The following is a 21,919-nucleotide window of genomic DNA, read 5'->3' as shown; positions in this document are numbered from 1 at the left end:
CGCGCCCGCTCGCCCTCGTCCGAACTTCCCCCGCCCCGCCCTGGTACGGCCTGCGCCACGGTGGTGAAGTGGGGGAATGGATGTCCTAGACGCGTTCCAGTCCGAACTCGCCGCCTCGACCGGCCGCCTTCTCACCACCGTGGCCGGCCTGTCCGACGCCGACCTGGCGGCGCCCTCCCGGCTCCCCGGCTGGACCCGGGGCCACCTGATCACGCACGTCGCCCGCAACGCCGACAGCCTCGTCAACCTCGCGAACTGGGCCAGGACGGGCATCGAGACTCCGCAGTATCCCAGTGTGGAGCGCCGCAACGCCGACATCGAGGCGGGAGCCCCGAGGCCCGTCAAGGAGCAGCTCGCCGACCTGGAGGAGAGCTCGGCGAGGCTCGCCGCCGCCTTCCGCGCCATGCCCGCCGAGGCGTGGTCGGCGATGGTCGGCGGGATGCAGCCGCCCCTGCACCCCGCCTGGTACCTGCTGGTCCGGAGGCTGCGCGAGACCGAGTTCCACCATGTGGACCTCGGCGCGGGCTACGGGTGCTCCGACTGGTCGGAGGCGTTCGTCCGGCGGGAGCTGCACGACGCGCTGGTCTCGTGGTCCCGGGAGCTCAGCACGGTCAGCGAGATCGTGGTGGAGGAGGTCAAGGACGGCGACAAGCACCGCCAGGTCTGGCGGGACCTGGGCTCGGGGCCGGTGGTCCAGGGCGACGCCCGGACGCTGCTGGGCTGGGTGACCGGGCGCTCGGCGGGGGCGGGGCTTAGGGTGATGCAGGAGGGGGCAACGGGTAACCAGCCCGCCGCCGGGCCGCTGCCCGCGCCGCCGCCGTGGTCGGCTCTGCCCAGCGCTCCCGGCCTTCCCTCGACACCGCCTGAGGAGTACCCATGACGTATACCGGTGACGTGCAGGTGGGCGGTCCCGCCGACGTGCGCGAGCTGCCCGCCGTGACGATCTCGAAGCTGGCCGTCGGGCCGTTCGACAACAACGCCTACCTCATCCGGTGCAACGACACCGGCGACGGCCTGCTGATCGACGCGGCCGCCGAGCCCGAACGGCTGCTGGAGTTCGTCGGCGACATGCCGATCGGCAGGATCGTCACGACCCACGGCCACGGCGACCACTGGCAGGCGCTGGAGGAGGTGGCCCGGGAGACCGGCGCCCTGGTGATCGCCCACCCGCTGGACGCCCCGGCGCTGCCGGTCCCGGTGGACCTGACGGTCGAGCACGGGGACCGGGTCACCGTCGGCGTGGTCAGCATGGACGTCATCCACCTGCGCGGGCACACGCCGGGCTCCATCGCCCTGCACTACAACGGCCACCTGTTCACCGGTGACTCGCTCTTCCCCGGCGGGGTCGGCAACACCGAAAAGGACCCCGAGCGCTTCGCCCAGCTCTTCGCGGACGTCTCCGAGCGGATCTTCGACCGGTTCCCCGACGAGACCTGGGTCTATCCCGGCCACGGCAAGGACACCACGCTGGGCGCCGAGCGACCGTCCCTGCCTGCCTGGCGCGAGCGGGGCTGGTAGGCGCTCCGGCGGGCCGCGGAGAACGCGGCCCGCCGGAGGGCGTCAGCCGATGCGCTCGGCTTCCTTGCGCTCTTTGCGCTTCTCCCGCCTGAACATCACGATGCGCAGCGGGATGGCGGCCACGATCGCCACCTGCATCGCGGCCCCGATCTTGATCAGGTTGTCGCCCCCGGCCAGGCCCGCGGCCCAGATGGTCAGGCAGGCGACATTGATCATCATCCAGGCGAGCACGGCGGCGGCCAGATTCCCCTTGGGCTTGGGATACTCGATCCGGCTCACCATGAGATAGGCGACGCCGAAGATGGGCAGCACGGTCCAGATCGACGGCGGGAACAGCAGCACGATCGCGACCACGGTCATGGCGCCCATCGGGATGGGCAGGCCCATGAAGTCACCGCTCTTGGTCTTCACACAGGCGAAACGGGCCAGCCGGATGACCCCCGCCAGCAGCACCGAGGCCGCGGCGACCATCACCAGCACGAACGGCACCTTCGGGTTGAACCCCGCCCAGATGACCACCATGAACGCGGGCGCGAAGCCGAAGCTGATCACGTCCGCGAGGTTGTCGAGCTCGGCGCCCATCGCCGAGGCGCGGAACTTGCGTGCCACCAGACCGTCGAACAGGTCGCAGGTGGCGCCGAGCAGCAGCAGCACCACCGCGGTGCCGAAGAACCGGGGATCGGCCGAGAACTTGACACCCGACTGAAGCGAGGTGATGGCCGACCAGGCGAGCACGCAGACGGCCAGGAAGCCGCAGAGCGCGTTGCCCAGCGAGAGGGAGTCGGCGGCCGAGAGCCGGAACGCCTTGCCGACGGGCCCTCGCGGCTCGTCGTCCGCCTCGTCCATCGACCAGCTCGCGTCAGCCGTGGTCAAGGCCGGTCACCCCCGCGACGGTCTTCTGCCCCACGGACACCGCCGGAGCGATGCCCTCGGGGAGATAGACGTCCACTCGCGAGCCGAACCGGATCAGCCCGATGCGCTCGGCCCTGGCCACCTTCGCGCCCGCCGTCAGGTAGGGCACGATGCGGCGCGCGACCGCGCCCGCGATCTGGACCAGCTCGATGTCGCCGAGCGCGGTGTCCAGGTGCCACACGACCCGCTCGTTCTGGTCGCTGTCCTTGTTGAAGGCGGGCACGAACCCTCCGGGCACGTGCTCCACGGAGGTGACCGTGCCGGCCAGCGGCGCGCGGTTGACGTGCACGTTGAGCGGGCTCATGAAGATGGCCACCCGGGTGCGGCCGTCCGGCCACGGGTCGATGCTCTGCACCACGCCGTCGGCGGGTGAGAGGATCCGCGCGCTGCCGGGCGTGCGCTCGGGGTCGCGGAAGAACCAGAGCATGGCTCCGGTGAGTGCGGTCAGCGGGGCCGCCGCCAGCGTCCAGCGCTTGTCGCGCCGACTGAGCAGCGAGGTCGTAGCGGCCGCCGCCACCGTCGGGAGCAACCACGGAGAGACGCCGCGCGCCAGCCGGACGCGGCCGGGCTGATGGCTTGCTGAATCGTGGGACACAGGGAACCTTTTGTGATGTCTTGCGGCTATAGACCGGTATGTCTACCCGCCCTGGGGGAGGATGCTACCGATCTCTCAGCCCTTTTACGGCGCAACGAGACAAGCAAAGCGCCTCCCCCGCCAATCCGCTAGCCCTGCTTGGTCTCCGCGGAGGTGGTGATTTCGTTGCCTTTACGAGTGTCACGCCGGGACTTGAGAAGGCTCGCCACAGTGGTGATCACCATGGTGACGCCGATGACCGACAGCGACACCGAGATCGGCACCTCCGGTGCCCACGAGACGCCGCTGGAGTGCAGTGCCTCAAGAATCAGCTTAACCCCGATGAAGCCGAGAATGAACGCCAGGCCGTAGCCGAGGTAGACCAGGCGCTGCAGCAGGCCGCCCAGCAGGAAGTAGAGCTGGCGCAGACCCATCAGGGCGAACGCGTTGGCCGTGAAGACGATGAACGCGTCTTCGGTGAGACCGAAGATCGCCGGAATCGAGTCGAGCGCGAACAGCAGGTCGGTGGTGCCGATGGCGATCATGACGATCAGCATCGGGGTGACGAGGCGCTTGCCGTCGATCTTGACGGTGACCTTGGAGCCCACGTAGTCGTCGGTGTGCGGCAGCGCCCGGCGGGCCCAGCGCAGGACCGGGTTGTCGGGGACGTCCTCTTCCTGGCCGTGCTGGCGGACCAGCCCCACGGCGGTGTAGATCAGGAAGAGCCCGAAGATGTAGAACATCCAGCTGAAGTTCGCCAGGGCCGCGGCTCCGATGGCGATGAAGATGCCGCGCATGACCAGGGCCATCAGGATGCCGACCAGCAGGACCTTGTGCTGGTACATCCTGGGCACCGCGAAGCGGGTCATGATGATGTAGAAGACGAAGAGATTGTCGACGCTCAGGCTGTATTCGGTGATGTAGCCGGCGAAGAACTCTCCTGCCGAGGTCGGTCCCGCGGTGGCCCAGAGGACGACGCCGAAGATGACGGCGAGTGTGACGTAGAAGCCGACCCAGAAGCCGGCCTGCCTCATGGAGAACTCCCGGGGCTCACCCCGGTCGACGATCCACAGGTCGAAAGCGAGAACCACGAGCAGGCCGACGATCACGGCGGCCCATGCCCAGGCAGGTATGGTCATGGTGTTATCAACCCTCCGGCGCGCATGACTGATTGCCGGAGGTCTCTCCCGCCCAGCGAAGATCGACGAAGATCACACGCGGACCGACAGCCCCGGGGGCCTCGTGGATCGAGGCGGCACCGTGATGACGAGACTGTCACGAAGGGATACTCCCCCCCTAACCAAGCCAGTATAGGGATCAGGCTCGGCGGCACCTAATCAAACCCGCGAAGGCGGCCGGTTGTTCCCGCCGTCACCGCTTTCTCACCCGGTCTCTCGTCCCGGCCTCTCACCCCGGGGTCTCTCACCTCGGTCTCTCGTCCGGCCTGTCGTCCCGGCCCGTCACGCCCGCTCATCCCAGCCCGCCGTAGACGGCCAGCACGGCCTCCAGCGCCTCCTGCTCACCGGGCAGCTCCCCGCCTCGCCGTGCGGCCTCCCGCGCGAGCTCCCGGGCGAACCCGTCGTCGGCGAGCACCTTCCCGACCGCCTCGCCCATGGCCGCGGCGTCGCCGTACGGCACCAGCACCCCGCCCCCGCCCACCATCGGCGGGATGCCGCCGACGGCGGTGGCGATCACCGGCGTCCCCGCGCGCAGCGCCTCCTGCACGCTCAGCGGTTGCCCCTCCCACCGGCTCGGCACCACCAGCGCCCGCGCCACGGCGAGCAGGTCCGCGACGTCATCGCGGTTTCCCAGCAACCGCATCGGCAGGCCCTCCGCGTCGATCCTGCGCTGGAGCTCCCCCCGCAGCGGCCCCTCCCCCGCGACCAGGAACAGCGCCCCGGCCGCCGGGCCCGAACCGGAGGCGAGAGCGGCGGCCACGTCGAGGAGGGTCTCCAGGCCCTTCTGCTGGGCGAGGCGGGCCAGCGTCAGCAGGATCGGGCGGTCCCCGGCGCCGAGCTCCGCCCGCAGCCCGGCCTGCTCCCGGCCCGACGGAGCCTGTTCGGGGGCCGGGACGACCGCGGCCTCGACACGCCGTGCACCCAGGGCGGTCATCCGGTCCCCCAGATCGGGGGAGACCACCAGGATCCGGTCGGCGAGGCGCGCCACGATCCGCTCCAGGACTCCGTAGACCGCGCCGACGGCCCCGCCCGCCGTGGCGGCGTTGTGCAGCGTCACCACCAGCCCGGTCCCGGTCCCCACCAGGGCCAGGGCCGCCAGTGCCCCGGCCCTCAGCCCGTGCGCGTGCACGGCGTCCGCCCCGCGCAACCCGCGCAACGCGCGCACCGCCCGCAGGTCGGCGCCGGGGCGGGGCCGGTCGGCGATGGGGACCGACACGAACCGGGCACCGAGCCCGCCGAACCCGAAGGACTCCCCGGTGCTCGGCGGACCGGCCACCACCACCCGGTGCCCCCGCTCCACCAGCCCGCCGGCCAGCATCGCCACGTGCCGCCCGACCCCGCCCGCGCTGGTCCCCAGCACGAGTGCCACCCGCGTTCCCGGCTCAGCCATCGCCGATCCCTTCCCTGTCCGTGATCCCGTTCCCGCCGCCCGGCGCCTTCCCCCCGTCCCCGGCGCCCGGCGCCTCCCCGGCCTCCGGGAGTCCCGTCCCCGGCTCGGGCGCTTTCCCGGCGCCCGCGGCCCTCCTGCCGTCCTCCGAGGTTCCGCTCGCGCCGTCCGCGGCTCCGTCTCCCGGAGTCCCGTCGTCCCCTCCGGTCCCGCTCCGACCTCTCCGGCGGAAGGGAATCCGCTCCAGCAGCGCTCGGGCGTCCGGCCGATCGACCATCGCGGCCACCGCGGCGAACGCCACCGCAGCCACCACCGCGGCACCCGCCCCGACCGGCACGCACATCCACTTCGACACGTCGCCGAACGCCGTCGAGACGGCCAGCCCGGCCCCGTACGCGGCGGTCCCGCCGGTCACGGCGGCCAGCAGTGCCCGCCAGGTCCCGGCGAGTGCGCCCTTCCCTCTGGCCCGAAGCACCGCCAGCACCAGCAGCGTCCCGCCCGCGGTCATCCCGATCGTGCTGCCCAGCGCCAGCCGTCCCACCACCTCGCCCTGGCCGTCGGCCGTGTGGGCGAGCACGATCTGCGCCACCAGGGCCGTCCCCCACCCGGCCACCGAGGCCAGGGCCGCCGAACGGCCCCGGCCGCAGGCGTACAGCACCCGGGCCAGCTGCAGCAGCAGCGCGTATCCGAGCAGCCCCGGGGCGAACAGTGCGACGCCCTCGGCCATCTCCTCCGGGATACCGCCCGGAGTTCCCTCCAGGAAGACGCGGGACAGCGGCACGGCCACCGCCGCCATGGCCCCGGCGGCCAGCCCCATCGCCAGCAGGACCGTCCGCGCGGTCGAGGCCGCCAGAGTGTCGAAGCCCTCCCGGTCCCCGGTGGCCGCGCGGGTGGACAGCGTGGGGAAGGAACTGGTCGCGACCGGCACCGCGAGCACCGCGAAGGGCAGCTGATACAGCGCCCAGGCGTAGGTGTAGAAGCCGATCCTTCCCTCTCCGCCCAGGTCGTTGGTGAGCACCACCACCACGGTCAGGGTGACCTGCTGGGCGACCAGGACGGCCAGGCCGGCCGTCGCCAGCCGCCGGGCCTGCGCCGCCACGCCCGGCGGGAAGGAGAGCGACGGCCGCAACCGCAGCTTGAGCCGGGCCACCGGGACGATCACGGTGACGACCATGGCCGCGGCGGCGATCGTCGCCCCGAGGGACAGGGTCAGCTCCCCGGCCATGGTCAGCTCGCCCAGGAGCTCGGCGGCGTCACCGTTGACCGACGAGAAGACCAGGTGCGAGGCGACGATCAGCAGGCTGGAGACCAGCGGGGCCAGGGCGGGCCCCATGAACCGCCGGTGCGCCTGGAGCAGGCCGTACAGGACCACGGCCAGCCCGAAAAAGATCATCCGGGGGGCGAACACGACCAGCATATCCGCTCCCGCCGCCACCACCTGGGAGACGTCGCACGGATGGGCCCCCCCGCCGCTCCCGACGTCTCCGGCGAGCAGCGAGACGACCGGACCGGCGAACGCCGCGATCAGCGCGGTCAGCGGCACCAGCGCGAGCAGCGTCCAGGTGAGCAGCGCCGAGGTGATCCGCCCGACTTCGGCCCTGGCCCGCGGGTCGTCTGCGGACCGGGAGGCCGCCGAGGCCAGCACCGGGACCACCGTCCCGGCCAGCGCGCCGCCCGCGACCAGCTCGAAGACGATGTTGGGCACGTAGTTGGCGGTGTTGTAGGCGGTGCTCAGGCAGGCGTTGCCGACGGTCTGGGACTGGACGTAGTACCTGCCGAAGCCGACGAGGCGGGCCGCGACGGTCACGATCCCGATGAGGAGCGCCGCTCCCGCGACCCCCTGACCGATCTTTCTGATCATCAGTGGGCGGGTGCCTGCTCCACGGGGCGGCGGCCGAGCATGTCGATCCGGTTGAGCACCCGGTTGCCCGCGATGACCCGGGTGAAGCTGATCTTCTCGGAGGCGGCGGTCAGCGCGACCACGGTGCCGAGCACCGCCAGCCGGCCGGGGCGGCCGAGGGTGACCGCGGCGGCCAGGCCGAGCAGCGCGCCCAGCGCGTTGGCCCCGGCGTCGCCCAGCATCGCCCGCTCGCCCAGGTCCTCGGGCAGGAGCGCCGCGGCGGCGCCGAGCGGCAGCGCGGCCATCACCGCAGAGACGGGGGCGTCGCGCAGCAGCGAGGCGGCCAGCAGCGGCGCGCCGGCGAGCAGGCCGACCTTGATGGCGCGGCCGGGACGCAGGTCGAACAGATTGGCCAGGTTGGCGCTCCCGGCGATCAGTGCGCCGTTGACCGCGGTGTCGACCGGCCCGCGGGAGGTCAGGGCGGCGGCGGCCAGACCGGTGGCGCCGATGCCGAGGATCTTCACCGCGCCGCTGGTGACCTCGCCCTTGGCCAGGGCGCCCAGGTGGCCCTTGAATCCCTTGGAGGAGGTCACGCCGTACAGGTCGTCGTAGACGCCGAGAGCTCCGCTGCCCGTCACGGCCAGCAGCACGGCCGCGCGCGTTCCGGCGGGCAGGCCGGGGGCCGCCGCGGCCGCCGCACCGGCTCCCGCGACGAAGGCCGGTCCCTCGAGCAAGGTGATCGGCTCGCCCCGGTGGTTGGTCCTGCTCCACGTCTCCAGATCGCCGACCGGCGGCCTGCGTGTGAAGGCCGCGTAGGCCGCGCGGGCGGCCACCGCGCCGAGCAGGGCACCGGCAAGGGCGCCGGCGAGAGCGCGACGAGCCATCGGGATCATCCTCCGGGAGTGGCCGTGGGCGGGGACGGGGAGGCCGTCGGCACCGGAACGCTGGGCTCGAAGGCCGAGGCGCCGGGGCCGGTGCCGTACTGGCCGGTGATCCCGGACAGCTGCTCCCGCAGAGCGTAGACCACCACGAGCCGGCCCGCGGGCGTATCGAGGGTGTCCACGCTGGAGACCTTCTCCTCGGCGACGCTCTCACGCAGCGCGGCGACGACGCCGCCGACCGCGGCCGCGCTCTGCGAACCGACCAGCACCCCGCCGCGGGAACCCTCGTCCAGGCCGAGGGCCATCGAGACGATCGCCCCCGCCTGGGTCGCGGCGCTCTCCCCGGTGTACGGCTCCGCGGGGGCGACCAGCACCGCCAGGCCGGCCCTGGCGAGCTGCCCCGGCTCGCCGCCCTGGCCGTTCGGCTCGGCGGCGACGGTGAGCAGTTCGGCGCGCTGGAAGGCGTCGATGACCCCGGCGGCGGCCGCGTTCTCCTTGGCCGCCTGGTCGGGCAGGACGGTCACGAGCGCACCGGCGAGCACCGCGGCGGCCTTGTCGTAGGGGGTGTCCTCGGCGGGGAAGACCATGTCGACGGGTTTGATCCCGGTGGCCAGCCTGTCGACGAAGACGGACTGGGCGGGGTCGACGTACTTGTCGGTGAGGGTGACCTGGCCGGTCACGGTCGCCCCGGACTGCTCGATCGACTGCCGCACGGCCTCGGTCGTGGCCGCCGCGGCGCCGGGAGCCTCCACGATCACGACGCTCTCCCCGGCCAGGACGCCCCGGGCCAGCTCGGCGGCGTGCGCGGTGACGAAGGCGTCGTTGCCCGCGTCGCGCTTGCGCAGGGTGTCCAGCTCCGCGCGGAGCTCGCTGTTGCCCTTCTGAAGAGTGTCGGCGACGGCCTCGGTCGCCTGGAGGGCGGGCTCCTCGAGCAAGGTCGTGCCCAGCACGATGCCGACCGAGAGCGCGAGGAAGATCGCGACGATGGAGACGAGGTGATAGCGGAAATCGATCACGAGAAGAGTCCGACCAACCAGAAGATGAAGGCGTTCCAGGCGTCGTCCAGCCAGATCCTGCCCACCGGGGTGGAGAAGACCGCGACCCCCATGGTGATCAGCGTGACGGCCGCGAGCAGGAGCAGGGACGGGGTGGAGATCCGGCTCCGGTAGAGCCGGCTGACGCCCTTGGCGTCGATGAGCTTGCTGCCCACCCGAAGCCGGGTGAGGAGGGTGCTGGCCATGCCCGAGCGCCCCTTGTCGAGGAACTCCTCCAGGGTCCAGTGCGTGCCGACGGCGACGAGCAGCTCGGCACCCTTGTCGTCGGCGAGCAGCATCGCGATGTCCTCGCTGGTGCCGATCGCGGGGAAGACCACCGCGTTGAGCCCGAGCTGCTCCACCCGCTCCAGGCCCGGCGCGCGGCCGTCCCGGTAGGCGTGCACGACCAGCTCGGCGCCGCAGGTCAGGGCCTTGGTGGAGACGGAGTCGAAGTCGCCGACGATCACGTCGGGCAGGTAACCGGCCTCCAGCAGCGCGTCGGCGCCGCCGTCCACCCCGATCATGATCGGGCGGCACTCCCGGATGTAGGGGCGCAGGACGGCGATGTCCTCCTTGTAGTGGTAGCCGCGCACCACGATGAGGACGTGCCTGCCCTCCATCGGAGTGCGGATGTCGGGGACGCCGACCCCGTCGATGAGCAGGTCGCTCTCGCGCCGGACGTATTCCATCGTGTTGACGGCGAACGCCTCGATCTGCACGGTCAGCCCGGCCCGTGCCTCGCTCATCGCGGCCTCGACGGACTCGGCCGTCTGCACGTCGCCCTTGCCGATCATCTCCTCGTCGAGGTAGATGACGCCCTCGTGCAGGCGGACCACGTCGCCGTCCCTGATCCGCTCGAACAGCTCGGAGGTCGCGTTGTCGACGAACGGCACCCCGGCCTCGACGACGATCTGCGGGCCCATGTTGGGGTAGCGCCCGCTGATGCCCGCGGCGACGTTGACCACGCCCGCGGCGCCGCACGCGACAAGCGCCTCCGCGCTCACCCGGTCGACGTCGACGTGATCGATGATCGCGATCTCTCCGGGCTTGAGGCGTTTGGTCAGCCTCTTGGTCCGCCGGTCGATCCTCGCCACTGCCGTCACCCCGGGAAGGTCGCTGACCTTCCTGCGGCGGAGGTAACCCGTGAGCCGGCGTTGCAGCTCTTCAGTCGGCACCTTCATCGTGACCATCCTGCCAGAGGGAACGAGCAGGTGAGCCATGTACCCGGCCGGGTGTCAACCTTGTCACAGTAGATCGTCACGTGTCCGTCTTCCCAGGACGCGTGGTCGGGCGCCTCACGCCCTGGCGGCGGCGGCCGCCGCGAGGAGCTCCTCGGCGTGCGCCCTGCCGAGCTCGGAGTCCTCCAGACCGGCCAGCATCCGGGAGAGCTCACGGATGCGGCCGTCCTTGTCGAGGGCCGTCACACCACTGCGCACCACGCTGCCGTCGCTGTCCTTCTCCACGACCAGGTGCTGGTCGGCGAAGGCGGCCACCTGCGGCAGGTGAGTGACGACAATCACCTGCGCGGTGCGGGCGAGGAGGGCCAGCCGCCGCCCGATCTCGACCGCCGCCTTGCCGCCGACTCCCGCGTCGACCTCGTCGAACACGAACGTCGGCACCGGGTCGGCACCCGCGAACACCACCTCGATGGCGAGCATGACGCGGCTCAGCTCACCACCGGAGGCCCCCTTGTTCAGCGGCAGCGGCGGCGAGGCGGGGTGCGGGGACATCTTCAGCTCGACCTCGTCCACGCCGTGCGGGCCGAAGTCGGCGGCCCGGGTGATCTCGACCGTGACGCGGGCGTGCGGCATGGCCAGCGCGGTGAGCTCCTCGGTGACGGCCCGGCCGAACCGCTCGGCGGCGGCCGTGCGGACCCGGGTGAGCTCGGCGGCCAGTTCGGTGAGGCGGCCGGTGAGCTCCTCGTGCTCGCGGGCGAGGTCGGCGATCCGGTCGTCGTCGCCCTCCAGCTCGGTCAGACGCAGCGCGGCCTGCTCGGCCCAGCCGAGCACCGCCCCGGTGTCCTCGCCGTACTTGCGGATGAGGTGGGTGAGCACGGCACGCCGCTCCTGGACGACCGCCAGCCGCGCCGGATCGGCCTCGACGGACTCGGCATAGGCGGCCAGCTCGGTCGCGACGTCGGAGATGAGATAGCCGGCCTCGGCGAGCCGGTCGGCGATCCCGGCCAGCGCCGGGTCGACGTCGCGGACCGCGTCGACGGCGGCGCGGGCCTGCCCGACCAGCGAGACGGCGTCCTGGACGCCCTGCTCTCCGGAGATCGGGTCGCCGAGCAGCGCCGTGTGGGCGCTCTCGGCGGCGGTCCTGAGCGCGTCGGCGTGGGAGAGCCGGTCCTCCTCCTCTCGGAGCGAGACGTCCTCTCCCGGCTTGGGGTCGGCCTTCTCCACCTCGTCGAGCCCGAACCTGAGCAGGTCGGCCTCCTGGGCGCGTTCCCTGGCCCTGGCGGTGAGCTCGGCCAGGAGGTCGGCGACCTGCTTGTGGCGCTTGTAGGCCTGGTCGTAGGCGCGCAGCGGCTTGACCAGGTCGTCACCGGCGTAGCGGTCCAGGGCGGCGCGCTGGCGGCCCGGCTGGAGCAGCCGTTGCTGGTCCATCTGGCCGTGCACGGCAACCAGGTCGTCGGCCAGGTAGGTGAGCGTGCCCACCGGGACGCTCCGCCCGCCCAGCCAGGCCCGGCTGCGGCCCTCGGCGGAGACGGTGCGCGAGATGATCAGCTCGCCGTCGTCGACCTGCCCGCCGACGTCCTCGACCTGCTGGGCCACCCGGCCCCGCGGGTCGATCACGAGGGTGCCCTCGACGGTGGCCCGTTCGGAGCCCGGGCGAACCCGGGCGGGGTCGGCGCGGCCGCCGAACAGCAGCCCCAGGCCGGTCACCACCATGGTCTTGCCCGCCCCGGTCTCGCCCGTGACCACGGTGAACCCCGGTGATAGCACCAGAACGGCCTCGTCGATCACGCCGAGTCCCTGGATTCGGACCTCCTCGACCCTGGGTCGCACTGGTCCCTCCTGTCACGTCGAATTCACCAGTTGCCTTCGGTGCGGCAGCCCCGGCCCTCCGGGGGTTCCTACCGAACATCAGTGCGGTGCGGGCACGATCCTACGCGCTCGCGACCGGCGCCGCCCGGACACACGGCGACCGCTCGCGAGCATGCGGCCCCGCCGTGTCACCACCGGGCGGGGCCCGGACGGGTCGGCGGTGGACCCGCGGCAGGTCCGGCGTGGGTCACGGGCGTACGCGGCCCCGCCAGCCCTGGACGGGGAGGTCGAACTTGGCCACCAGGCGGTCGGTGAAGGGCGCCCCGGTGTCCTCGACCCCGTGCAGGCGGGCGAGCCGTACGGGCACCTCGCCCCGGCGGACCTCCACCCTCGCCCCGGCGGGCAGGTCGAACCGGCGGCGGCCGTCGCACCACAGCACCGCGCCCGCCGTCTGGGGCTGGACCTCCAGCGCGAGGGCGGAGCGGGGCGAGACCACCAGCGGCCGGGCGAACAGCGCGTGGGCGCTGATCGGGACCAGCAGAAGCGCCTCCACCTCGGGCCAGACCACGGGCCCGCCCGCGGAGAACGCGTAGGCGGTGGAGCCGGTCGGCGTGGCGCAGATGACCCCGTCGCAACCCCAGCGCGACAGCGGCCGCCCGTCGATCTCGGCGACCACCTCGAGCATGCGCTCGCGCTTCTCCACGGTGGCCTCGTTGAGCGCCCAGGTGTCGGCCAGGAGCTGGCCGTTGAGGCGGGCGGTGACCTCGACGGTCATCCGCTCCTCCACGTCGTAGCGGCCCTGCACCACGCAGTCGACCGCGGCGGCCAGGTCCTCCACCTCGGCCTCGGCCAGGAACCCGACATGCCCGAGGTTGACGCCGAGCAGCGGCACCCCGGCCGGGCGGGCCAGCTCCGCGGCTCGCAGCAGGCTGCCGTCGCCGCCGAGCACGATCATCATCTCGGCGTCCTGGATCGCGGCCAGGCCCGCGGGCACCACATCGGCGCCCTCGCAGGCGACGGCCTCCGCCTCCGCGTTGAGCACACGGACGGTCAGACCGGCCTCCACCAGCCGGCTGATCACCATGCGAGCGCTGTCGACGGCCGCCTTGCGGCCGGTGTGGGCGGTGACCAGCATGGTGCGCTTTGCTGTCATTTCCTGCCCTTTCGGGGGGTTTCCACTATCGGGGGCCTTCCGCCACTGCGCGCTCGATCTCGGCGGGCACGTCCGCGACCGGCGGCGCACCCTCTCCCTTGCCCAGCCAGACGACGTACTCGACGTTGCCCGACGGGCCCGGCAGCGGGCTCGCGGTGACGCCCCGCACGGTCAGGCCGAGCGATTGCGCGGCCTCGGCCACATCCTGCACCGCCTGGGCGCGCAGCGCGGGGTCGCGGACGACCCCGCCCGCGCCGACCCGCTCCCTGCCGACCTCGAACTGGGGCTTGACCAGCATCGCGAAGTCGGCCTCCGGGGCCGCGCAGGCGGTCAGGGCGGGGAGCACGAGCCGCAGCGAGATGAACGACAGGTCGCCGACGATCAGCGTGGGAGCCTCGCCGACCACGTCGGGGGTCAGGTCCCTGACGTTGACCCGCTCCATGACCGTGACCCGCTCGTCGGTCCGCAACGACCAGGCGAGCTGACCGTACCCGACGTCGACGGCGAGCACGTGCGCCGCGCCGTTGCGCAGCAGCACGTCGGTGAAGCCTCCGGTCGAGGCCCCGGCGTCCAAGCAGCGCCGCCCCGCGACGGTCAGCCCTTTCGGGCCGAACGCCGCCAGTGCGCCGAGCAGCTTGTGCGCCCCGCGGGAGACGTAGTCGGGCCCCTCCGCCGCCTCGGCGACCACGATCGCCGAGGCGGTGTCCACCTGCGTGGCGGGCTTGGCGGCCGGCTGGCCGCCGATGGTGACCCGGCCCGCCTCGATGAGCTGGGCCGCGTGCTCGCGGGAACGGGCCAGCTTCCGGCGGACGAGCTCGCTGTCGAGGCGTGCCCTGCGGCTCACCGCGGCTGGTCCGGGGTGTCGTCCACCGAGGCGAGCACCTGCTCCAGCCCGGCGAACACCTCCTCGAACACGGCCACGTGCGCCGCTACGGGCAGGTCACCGAGCACGGTGAGGCCGCCCAGCGCGGCGTCCACCCGCTCGTCGCCGGTCTCCTGCGGCAGGTCCGTCATGTGCTCCCTCCGGAGGTGCTCCTGGTCGTTTCAGCCGTCTTCGCCGTCGTGGCGGCCTTTCGGGCACGCGGCGCGCGCGCCGTCCCGCCCGTGGATCCCCTGACCGTATCGGAACCTGCGGTCCCCGTCGCCCCGGCCGTCCCTTCGGCCCCCGCCGCGGGAGCCTCCCCGGTCTCCCGCGCCGCCGTCTTCCCCGTCCTCTTCCCGGCCGCCTTCTTCTCCTTGGCCGCCGAGGCGCTCTGCGCGGCCGTCTTCCTCGTCCGGGTCGCCGGCGCGGTCACCACGGCCTCCTTCTCCGCCGGAGCCGTCCTGGTCGTGGCACGGCTTCGCGTAGCGGCCGCCCTGCCCGCCGGCGCGCTGGCCGCGGCGGCCTTGGGCGGCCTCGACCGCGTCGCGGCGACCTTCACCGGTTCGGCGGATTTGGCCGCGGGTGCCCTGTCGTCCGTGGCGGCTTTGATCGCGGACGCCGTCTGCGCCGCGGTCGCCCCTCCCGCCGTGCCCTTGGTCGCCGTGCCCTTGGTCGCCGTGCCCCGGGACGTACCGCTCCCCGATCTGCTCCCGGATGCGGCGCCCTCGGACGCGGAGGGCCCGCCGACCGCGGCGAGCCTGGCCTCCAGGTCCGCGATCCGGGATCCGAGGCGGTCGAAATCCTCTCTGCGGACCAGGTCGAGCCTGCCGAGCAGGCCGTCCACCTCGGCTCTGACCAGCTCGTTGAGCTGGTCGCGGTTGGCCTTGCCCGTCGAGACGAGCTCCTTGGCCAGTTTGTCGACCTGGCCTGACATCTGGGACAAGCCCGTCTCCCCCGAGGCGAGCAGTTCGCGAACTATCGCGGTGGCCTTGCTCGTTGTCATCTCCGTGAGACCGGTAGCCCCCTGCACGTACCCCCGCAGTGCTTCGAACACCATGGCAGAAGCCTCCTCTTCCAGCACACCCCCGCGTGCTGGATCGCGCATTGTGTCTATGTGGAACGCTACCGTCCGTAGACGAGAGGGATTCGGGCCGGTCCGAAAAGAAAGGAGCGCCACTCGATGGCGACCGTCGACGAGTGCCGGGTGGCACTGCGGAAACTCGGTGAGCAGTTCGACGAGGTTGACCAGGAGAGCCGTGCGAAGCACGTGGTCGAGCGCACGATCAGTTGCCATATCAGTGACCTCGGGGTCACCTTCCACGGCCGCATCCACCATGGCGGCCTCGGCCCGTTCGAAGACCGTCCACCGGCCGATGGCGCGCCCGCCGAGGTGAAGCTGACCATCGGCAGCGACGACCTGGTCGCCCTGGTCAACGGAGAGCTCGACATGGGGCGTGCCGTGTTCGGCGGCCGGGTCAAGATCGACGCCAGCTTCGGGGACCTCCTCCGCCTGCGCAAGCTCCTGTGAGACCGCCGGTCTCCTACCGGGAGGGGCCGCCCTCCGGCACCGCCGTGCCGAGGAGGGACGGGCCGAGGGCGGCCTCCACGGCGTCCTCGGCGGCCGCGCCGCCGCCTACGGCCTCCCAGACGGCGGCGCAGGCCGCCCGCAGGCCGTCGACGGTCTTCCCCCGTCCGTCCAGGAGGAGGCCCTCACCGTCCGCCCAGCGGGCGGTCCATCCCTCGCAGTGCCACGTTCCCTCGCTTCGCTGCGGCTGCGGATACGGACGGTGCAGGGCGGACAGGTCCGCGGCGATGTAGGTCGGGCGGTGCCGGGGTCCGGCCGTCAGCAGGTCGAGCGGGCCCGCGACTCCGGTCAGCACCAGCAGGCTGTCCACTCCGGCGTTGGCCGCTCCTTCGATGTCGGTGTCGAGCCGGTCGCCGACGACCAGCGGCCGCTGAGCCGCCGTCCGCAGCATCGACTCGCGGTGCAGCGGCGGCTCCGGTTTGCCCGCGACGATCGGCTCCACCCCGGTGGCGGTGGCGATCACTCGGGTCATGGCGCCGTTTCCGGGAAGCTCGCCCCTGCCGGTCGGCATCGTCGCGTCCGCGTTCGCGGCGACGAACAGGGCGCCCCGCCGTACGGCCAGCGCGCCCTCGGCCAGCAGGCCGTAGGAGAGATCGGGGGCGATGCCCTGCACCACCGCGGCCGGCTCGTCGAGCGCGGTGGTGACCGGGCGCAGCCCGTGGGCGCGCAGCGCGCCGCGCAGGCCCATGCCTCCGACGACCAGGACCGCCGCACCCGGCCCGACCCGCTCGGCGACCAGCCGGGCGGCCGCCTGGGCGGAGGTGACCACGTCTTCCGGGTCCGCGGGGGCACCGAGCGCGCTCAGGTGCTGGGCGATGGCACCGGGGGTGCGGGAGGCGTTGTTGGTGACGTATGCGAGCCGTACGCCGCGGCTCCCGGCCAGCCGCAACGCCTCCGGTGCTCCCGGTACGGCGTCGCGGCCGAGGTAGACCACCCCGTCCAGGTCCAGCAGAAGGGTGTCGTAGGCGTCGATCAGCGTCTGTGAGTGCACCTGATCATTCCACCAGTCCGCGGGGGCACCCGCTCACTCTCCAGGTTCGTATGACGGCGTATCCGCTCACCCGATCAGTCCGTGCGCCGGATGTGCTCCTTCCAGCGGCCTTCCGGATCGTTCCTGCGGGCGTTCAGCGTGGCGCGGACGCTCTTCAGCGCCGAGACGTAGTGCCGCTGGTCGGGCCGCATCGCCACGGCGATGGCCAGCGGCTCCTGCGCGGCCTCCATGTCCCCGGTCCTCCACAGGGAGAGGCCCAGGCCGAAATAGGCGTAGTCCTCGGTCGGGTTGGTGTCGACGATCCAGCGGAAGCTGTCGGCGGCGTCGGCGTACTGATGGGAGTTGAACTGGGCGCGGGCGAGTGCCTCGCGGATGCTCCGCGACTCGGGCTCGGCGTCGGCGGCGCGTTCCAGCAACGCGGCGGCGGCTGCGGGACTCCCCTCCGACAGGAGTTTCATCCCCCGCTGAAACCAGTCGTAGACCTCTCCTGCCGGCGCACCCGACTCAGGACCGGGGGAATCAGACGGACCACCACGTCCTTGGACCATTGTGTGAGGCCTCCTTCATCGTCAGACGACCGACCTGACCGGTTCCCTAACGGACCAGGCACCGCGACGCCCACGGCGCGGCATCTGGACGTTTCGGGCCTTTATGGCAGCATGCCCCCTATGGCCAATCCTGAACTGTCGATACCCGACGGACTGGTGATACGTCCGTTCCGCGGTGTGCGGTTCGCAATCGCCGACCCAGCCGCGATGACCTCGCCCCCCTACGACCTCATCGGCGAGATCGGCATCCGGGACCTGCTCGCCGCCCATCCCAACAACGTGGTGCGGCTGATCCTTCCCGGCGCCGACCGCCACCGGTACTCCGAGGCCCGCCAGACCCTGCGCGCCTGGCTGTCCTCCGGCGTGCTGGTCACCGACGAGGTGCCCGGGATCTACGTCTACGAGCAGAGCGGCCCGGGAGTCCTGCAGCGCGGGCTCATCGGCGAAGTCGGCCTTGCCACCCCGGAACGCGGGACGATCCTCCCGCACGAGGACGTCATGCCCGGGCCGGTGGCCGACCGTCTGGCACTCATGCGCTCCACCGAGGCCAATCTGGAGCCCATCTTCCTGCTCTACGAGGGCGGCGACGGCACCGCCACCCGCCTCGTCGACGAGGTCGCCACCACCCGGACACCGCTGGTCGAGACCGTGACCGGCGACGGGCTCGGCCACCGGCTGTGGGCCGTCACCGATCCCGCCGAGATCGCCGCCGTCGCCGCCGACCTGCGCCCCCGCCAAGCCCTCATCGCCGACGGGCACCACCGCTACGCCACCTACCGCGCCCTCCAGGCCGAACACCACGCCGCCGAACCCCGGGACGCGGCCGACGGGCCCAGCCCTTGGGACTTCGGCCTGGCACTCCTGGTGGACTCCGGCTCCTACCCACCGGATCTGCAGGCCATCCACCGGGTCGTCCCGGGCCTGCCACTCGACGAGGCACTGGCCCGCGCCAAAGGGGCGTGGCAGGCACATGAGCACGCCGACCTGGCCGAAGGGCTCGCCGCCCTGCGGAAGAGCGCCGGGCCCGCCTTCCTGCTGGCCGCCGGAGGCCCCGCACACCTGCTCACCGATCCCGACCCGGACCAGGTCGGACACGCCATGCCCGCCGGCCGATCGGACCGGTGGCGGGCGCTGAGCACCTCCATCCTCGCGGAGTTCCTTCTGCCCAAGGTGTGGGGGATGCGCGACGACGAGCACTCGGTGCGCGTCGTGCACCACGACCCCGAGGCGGCCGTACGGCTCGCGCAGGACTGCGGCGGCACCGCCGTACTGATGAACCCGCTCGCCGTCGACGACGTGCTCGCGGTCGCGGCGCGGGGAGAGCGAGTGCCGCGCAAGTCCACCTCCTTCGGCCCCAAACCCCGCACCGGCCTGCTCATGCGGCTGCTCACGCCCTGACGGCCCCGTTGAGGGCCTGCTCGGGACAGCCGCTCCCGGCTCTCCGCACGACCGGATCGTCATCCGCGATCGGGACTCTTCCCCGAGTCGGGGCGCGCTCCGGCGCCTGGCCGGACGCTGGGAGGGACGCCGGAGTCTGCGCGGGCGCCGGGTTCGGCTCAGGACGGGGCGCGGGGACCCGCTCCGGAAGCAGAGGGGCACCGGCGTGCACCAGGGAGCGCAGCAGCCGGGGCGGTGGCGGAACGGGGGTGGAGTGCGGGCCGTCGGCGGGCGGCTCCCCGTCTCCGGCGGGAACCGCGGTGACCCGGTCGACGAGCCTCGCCGAGCAGATCTCGACCTCGTATCCGGACGCCTTGGACTTCTCCTTCCCCCACCATCTGCGGCGCAGGGAACCCGTCACCTCGACCATGTCGCCGGGGAGCCAGCCGGCCGCGGTCTCGACGACTCCGGGATCGAACGAGACACACGAGATGGTGTCCACCCGGGTACCGCGCCCGCGCGGCCGGCGCCGTACGATCAGCCGCCAGGCACCGAGCCTGGTGCCGCTCTCCAGTGTCCTGATCCGCACTGCCTCGGGCAGCCGGCCCGCCAGGACGACCTCGTTGCGATCCATCGAATCCTCCTTCGATCTCTGCCGATCGAGGACGACTCTTTACGATGTGGGCTGTGCCGGAATGGCCGGAACGCCGTTCTGGGGAAGCCGGTTCCAACTCTGAGGTGGCCTGTGGACAACATCACCGCCCTCGGCGGAGACGTCTATGAGATCGACACGCGAATGGCCGGTTTCTCCGGCATCACGGCCGGCTATCTGATCCTGGGAGACCGCCCCTGCCTGGTCGAGACGGGAACGTCCACCTCCGCACCGGTGGTCCGGGACGCCCTCACCTCGCTGGGAGTCGGCCCGGACGACCTCGCCACGGTCGTCGTCACCCACATCCACCTCGACCACGCCGGCGGGGTCGGGGACATCGCCGCGTTCTACCCGCAGGCGGAGATCGTCGTGCACGAGAAGGGCGCCCGCCATCTCGCGGACCCGTCACGGCTCATGGCCAGCGCCCGGATGGTCTGGGGTGACAAGCTGGACACCCTGTTCGGCGAACTGTCCCCCACGGAGGCCTCCCGCATCCGAGCGCTCGGCGACACCGGAGCCGTGGACCTCGGCAACGGGCGGACACTGAGCAGTCACTACTCCCCCGGCCACGCCAAGCACCATGTGGGGCTGATCGACTCGGCGACGGGTGACCTCTACGTCGGCGACGCCGCCGGCGTCTACCTCCCGCAGACGGGCGACCTGCGTCCCGCGACACCGCCGCCGGACTTCGACCTGCGCACCGCCCTGGACTCGATCGGGTTGTTCGAGGCGCTCGGCCCGCGACGTCTGCTGTTCAGCCACTACGGGCCGGTCACGGACGTGGAGGCGACCCTTGAGCGCTCGGCGGAGGAACTGCGGATCTGGGTCGACCTGACCCGGCAGGCCCGCTCGGAGGGCATGGACCTGGACCACGCGGTGGCCATGGTCAGGGAGCGCACGAGAGAACGCTATGCGGCGCTGAAGGCCGACGAGGCGACCGCCGAGCAGTTCGAACTGCTCAGCGGCGCCCCGTCGAACGTGGCCGGGATCCTGCACTGGCTGGACCGGGTCCAGCCCTGAGAGGCGCCCCGGCCCGGAACCGGATGCGGTACGGCGGCCTGCCGTACCGCATCCGGTTCCGGGCGTGGACCCGGCCTGGGCCGACGAGCGGTTCGCCCGCCCAGGGCGGGCTCTACTTCTCGCCGGTCTGGTCCTCGGCCTCGTCGTCGGCGTCATCGAGAATGTCGCCGAAGTCGGGCTCGATGAAGGCCGGGCCGACGCCGGTCTCGATCTTCTCCGCGGGCTTGTCGTCCGCGGCCCTCTCCTCGGCGGCGGGCGGCACTTCCTCCACCGTCTCGACGGCGGACTCGTCCTCGCCCTCCTCGAGGTCTTCCTCCAGGTCGCCCTCGAAGCCGTCTTCAGCGTCCTCGAGGTCTTCCTCCAGCTCACCCTCGAAGTCGTCCTCGACCGGACCGGTGAGCTCATCGGCCTCGTCGGCCGCCTCGTCTCCGTCCATCTCGTCGTCGAGGTCCTCTTCCAGGTCTTCGATGACTGCGCCGGTCAGCTCCGCGTAGCGCTCAGCCGCATCGGTCTCGCCGTCCTCGTCGAAGGCCATCGCCCGGCCGAACCAGTCGGTGGCCGCGCCCTCATGGCCCGCGTCGGCCAGCGCGTCGGCATAGGCGAAGGCCAGGCGGGCCGACCAGGGCTGCGGACGGCTGTCACGCAGTTCGGGGAGCCGCTGAAGCGTGACGACCGCGGCGTCCTTCTGGCCGAGGTCCCGGCGAGCGCCGGACTCCACGATGGCCAGCTCGATCTTGCCCATCCGGTCGAGACGCTCAGCCTCCTTGGAGCGGACCAGATCGAGGGCACGCTCCGGGCGTCCGAGCCCGCGCTCGCAGTCAGCCATGATCGGCAGATACGCGTCCGAGCCCGTCATCCGGCGAGCGGCGCGCAGGTCGCTGAGCGCCTCGGCGAAATGCCCGGCGTGGTAGGCGGCGATGCCGACGGCCTCCCGCACCACGCCGATCCTCGCAGCGAAGCGACGTGCGACCTTGGTGTGCTCGTATGCCTGCTCGGCGTTCTCCTCACCGAGGGCTCGCTCGGCAGCCACGAGGTGGCGGGAGATCAGATCGGCGAGGTCGAGAGGGAGGGAACGCAGTTCCTCGCGAACCTCCTTGTCGAGCTCCTCGGCGGTGATGTCCGGAGCGAGAGGAGGCAGCTCCTCACGCTCCCGGGCGGGAGCCGCCTCGTAGTTTCCGGCCTGCTGCTCCTCACGGCTGTAACGCGTGCGGGAACCGCCTTCACCGCGGTACCCGCCGGGACGGTCGTCACGGTTGAACGGACGACGCTCACCACCGGGACGGTCCTCACGAGCGCGGTATCCACCACCAGGACGGTCATCGCGTCCCTGGTACCCGCCACCAGGACGGTCATCGCGGTTGAACGGACGACGCTCACCACCGCCACGCGGCCCGTACTGACCACGCGCCTGGTCACGATC

At 72.3% G+C, this 21,919-nt stretch carries 23 protein-coding genes; 6 read left to right on the top strand and 17 right to left on the bottom strand.

Annotation, left to right across the window (positions count from 1 at the left end):
* Positions 1 to 76: 76 nt before the first annotated feature.
* Positions 77 to 880, top strand: a complete 804-nt coding sequence (locus HS041_RS34675) for a maleylpyruvate isomerase family mycothiol-dependent enzyme (protein WP_196445132.1) — start codon at positions 77 to 79, stop codon at positions 878 to 880.
* Complete coding sequence (locus HS041_RS34670; RefSeq protein ID WP_196445131.1) at positions 877 to 1,518, top strand: MBL fold metallo-hydrolase; 642 nt, start codon at positions 877 to 879, stop codon at positions 1,516 to 1,518. The genes HS041_RS34675 and HS041_RS34670 overlap by 4 nt, the downstream gene beginning before the upstream one ends.
* A gap of 42 nt (positions 1,519 to 1,560) precedes the next feature.
* On the opposite strand, the gene pssA is transcribed toward HS041_RS34670, so the two are convergent.
* From pssA to HS041_RS34605, 13 genes are all read right to left on the bottom strand, one after another.
* Entirely contained in the window at positions 1,561 to 2,391 is an 831-nt protein-coding gene (gene pssA, locus HS041_RS34665) for a CDP-diacylglycerol--serine O-phosphatidyltransferase (protein ID WP_196445130.1), read from the bottom strand.
* Positions 2,378 to 3,025, bottom strand: coding sequence for a phosphatidylserine decarboxylase (locus HS041_RS34660; RefSeq protein ID WP_196445129.1), 648 nt, complete (start codon positions 3,023 to 3,025; stop codon positions 2,378 to 2,380). Before HS041_RS34660 ends, pssA begins: the two co-directional genes overlap by 14 nt.
* A gap of 128 nt (positions 3,026 to 3,153) precedes the next feature.
* The gene (locus tag HS041_RS34655) at positions 3,154 to 4,143 is read right to left on the bottom strand and encodes a TerC family protein (RefSeq protein ID WP_196445128.1); all 990 of its coding nucleotides are present in this window, start codon (positions 4,141 to 4,143) and stop codon (positions 3,154 to 3,156) included.
* A gap of 331 nt (positions 4,144 to 4,474) precedes the next feature.
* Positions 4,475 to 5,572 (bottom strand): glycosyltransferase family 4 protein, encoded by a 1,098-nt coding sequence (locus HS041_RS34650; RefSeq protein WP_196445127.1) that lies wholly within the window; start codon positions 5,570 to 5,572, stop codon positions 4,475 to 4,477.
* Positions 5,565 to 7,430 (bottom strand): murein biosynthesis integral membrane protein MurJ, encoded by a 1,866-nt coding sequence (gene murJ, locus HS041_RS34645; RefSeq protein ID WP_196445126.1) that lies wholly within the window; start codon positions 7,428 to 7,430, stop codon positions 5,565 to 5,567. The genes HS041_RS34650 and murJ overlap by 8 nt, the downstream gene beginning before the upstream one ends.
* Positions 7,430 to 8,293 (bottom strand): hypothetical protein, encoded by an 864-nt coding sequence (locus HS041_RS34640; protein ID WP_196445125.1) that lies wholly within the window; start codon positions 8,291 to 8,293, stop codon positions 7,430 to 7,432. Before HS041_RS34640 ends, murJ begins: the two co-directional genes overlap by 1 nt.
* Before the next feature lie 5 nt (positions 8,294 to 8,298).
* A complete protein-coding gene (locus tag HS041_RS34635; RefSeq protein WP_196445124.1) occupies positions 8,299 to 9,306 on the bottom strand; it encodes a copper transporter in 1,008 nt (335 codons plus the stop codon).
* Positions 9,303 to 10,505, bottom strand: a complete 1,203-nt coding sequence (gene steA / locus HS041_RS34630; RefSeq protein ID WP_196445123.1) for a putative cytokinetic ring protein SteA — start codon at positions 10,503 to 10,505, stop codon at positions 9,303 to 9,305. The genes HS041_RS34635 and steA overlap by 4 nt, the downstream gene beginning before the upstream one ends.
* 114 nt (positions 10,506 to 10,619) lie before the next feature.
* Entirely contained in the window at positions 10,620 to 12,332 is a 1,713-nt protein-coding gene (recN, locus tag HS041_RS34625) for a DNA repair protein RecN (RefSeq protein WP_196445122.1), read from the bottom strand.
* A gap of 226 nt (positions 12,333 to 12,558) precedes the next feature.
* Positions 12,559 to 13,464 (bottom strand): NAD kinase, encoded by a 906-nt coding sequence (locus tag HS041_RS34620; RefSeq protein ID WP_196445121.1) that lies wholly within the window; start codon positions 13,462 to 13,464, stop codon positions 12,559 to 12,561.
* 25 nt (positions 13,465 to 13,489) lie between these two features.
* Positions 13,490 to 14,308 carry a TlyA family RNA methyltransferase gene (locus HS041_RS34615; protein ID WP_196445120.1) on the bottom strand — a complete coding sequence of 273 codons (819 nt, stop codon included), beginning with the start codon at positions 14,306 to 14,308 and terminating at the stop codon, positions 13,490 to 13,492.
* Positions 14,305 to 14,478 carry a hypothetical protein gene (locus HS041_RS34610; protein ID WP_196445119.1) on the bottom strand — a complete coding sequence of 58 codons (174 nt, stop codon included), beginning with the start codon at positions 14,476 to 14,478 and terminating at the stop codon, positions 14,305 to 14,307. The genes HS041_RS34615 and HS041_RS34610 overlap by 4 nt, the downstream gene beginning before the upstream one ends.
* Positions 14,475 to 15,383, bottom strand: coding sequence for a phasin family protein (locus HS041_RS34605; protein ID WP_196445118.1), 909 nt, complete (start codon positions 15,381 to 15,383; stop codon positions 14,475 to 14,477). The genes HS041_RS34610 and HS041_RS34605 overlap by 4 nt, the downstream gene beginning before the upstream one ends.
* A 123-nt stretch (positions 15,384 to 15,506) precedes the next feature.
* On the opposite strand from HS041_RS34605, the gene HS041_RS34600 reads away from it, so the two are divergent.
* A complete protein-coding gene (locus HS041_RS34600; RefSeq protein WP_196445117.1) occupies positions 15,507 to 15,854 on the top strand; it encodes an SCP2 sterol-binding domain-containing protein in 348 nt (115 codons plus the stop codon).
* 13 nt (positions 15,855 to 15,867) lie between these two features.
* Here the strand turns inward: HS041_RS34600 and HS041_RS34595 are convergent, their stop codons facing one another.
* Both HS041_RS34595 and HS041_RS34590 read right to left on the bottom strand, forming a co-directional pair.
* Entirely contained in the window at positions 15,868 to 16,902 is a 1,035-nt protein-coding gene (locus HS041_RS34595) for an HAD-IIA family hydrolase (protein WP_196445116.1), read from the bottom strand.
* 74 nt (positions 16,903 to 16,976) lie between these two features.
* Positions 16,977 to 17,360, bottom strand: a complete 384-nt coding sequence (locus tag HS041_RS34590; protein WP_230880241.1) for a tetratricopeptide repeat protein — start codon at positions 17,358 to 17,360, stop codon at positions 16,977 to 16,979.
* Positions 17,361 to 17,561: 201 nt separating this feature from the next.
* Between HS041_RS34590 and HS041_RS34585 the strand changes: the two genes are divergently transcribed.
* Positions 17,562 to 18,848, top strand: a complete 1,287-nt coding sequence (locus tag HS041_RS34585; RefSeq protein WP_196445114.1) for a DUF1015 family protein — start codon at positions 17,562 to 17,564, stop codon at positions 18,846 to 18,848.
* Here the strand turns inward: HS041_RS34585 and HS041_RS34580 are convergent.
* Complete coding sequence (locus HS041_RS34580; RefSeq protein WP_196445113.1) at positions 18,838 to 19,461, bottom strand: single-stranded DNA-binding protein; 624 nt, start codon at positions 19,459 to 19,461, stop codon at positions 18,838 to 18,840. The two genes, HS041_RS34585 and HS041_RS34580, sit on opposite strands and share 11 nt — an antisense overlap.
* A 111-nt stretch (positions 19,462 to 19,572) precedes the next feature.
* Between HS041_RS34580 and HS041_RS34575 the strand changes: the two genes are divergently transcribed.
* Entirely contained in the window at positions 19,573 to 20,499 is a 927-nt protein-coding gene (locus HS041_RS34575) for an MBL fold metallo-hydrolase (protein WP_196445112.1), read from the top strand.
* A 112-nt stretch (positions 20,500 to 20,611) separates the two neighbouring features.
* On the opposite strand, the gene HS041_RS34570 is transcribed toward HS041_RS34575, so the two are convergent.
* Complete coding sequence (locus HS041_RS34570) at positions 20,612 to 21,529, bottom strand: hypothetical protein (RefSeq protein ID WP_307845598.1); 918 nt, start codon at positions 21,527 to 21,529, stop codon at positions 20,612 to 20,614.
* Positions 21,530 to 21,532: 3 nt separating this feature from the next.
* On the opposite strand from HS041_RS34570, the gene HS041_RS34565 reads away from it, so the two are divergent.
* A partial coding sequence (locus tag HS041_RS34565) for a hypothetical protein (protein ID WP_196445515.1) occupies positions 21,533 to 21,919 on the top strand: 387 nt, incomplete at its 3' end.

It is taken from the genome of Planomonospora sp. ID67723 (genome assembly GCF_015711605.1).
GTDB lineage: Bacteria > Actinomycetota > Actinomycetes > Streptosporangiales > Streptosporangiaceae > Planomonospora_A.
Note: the sequence above shows the minus strand (reverse complement) of the source record. Positions and strands in the feature narration are given on the sequence as shown.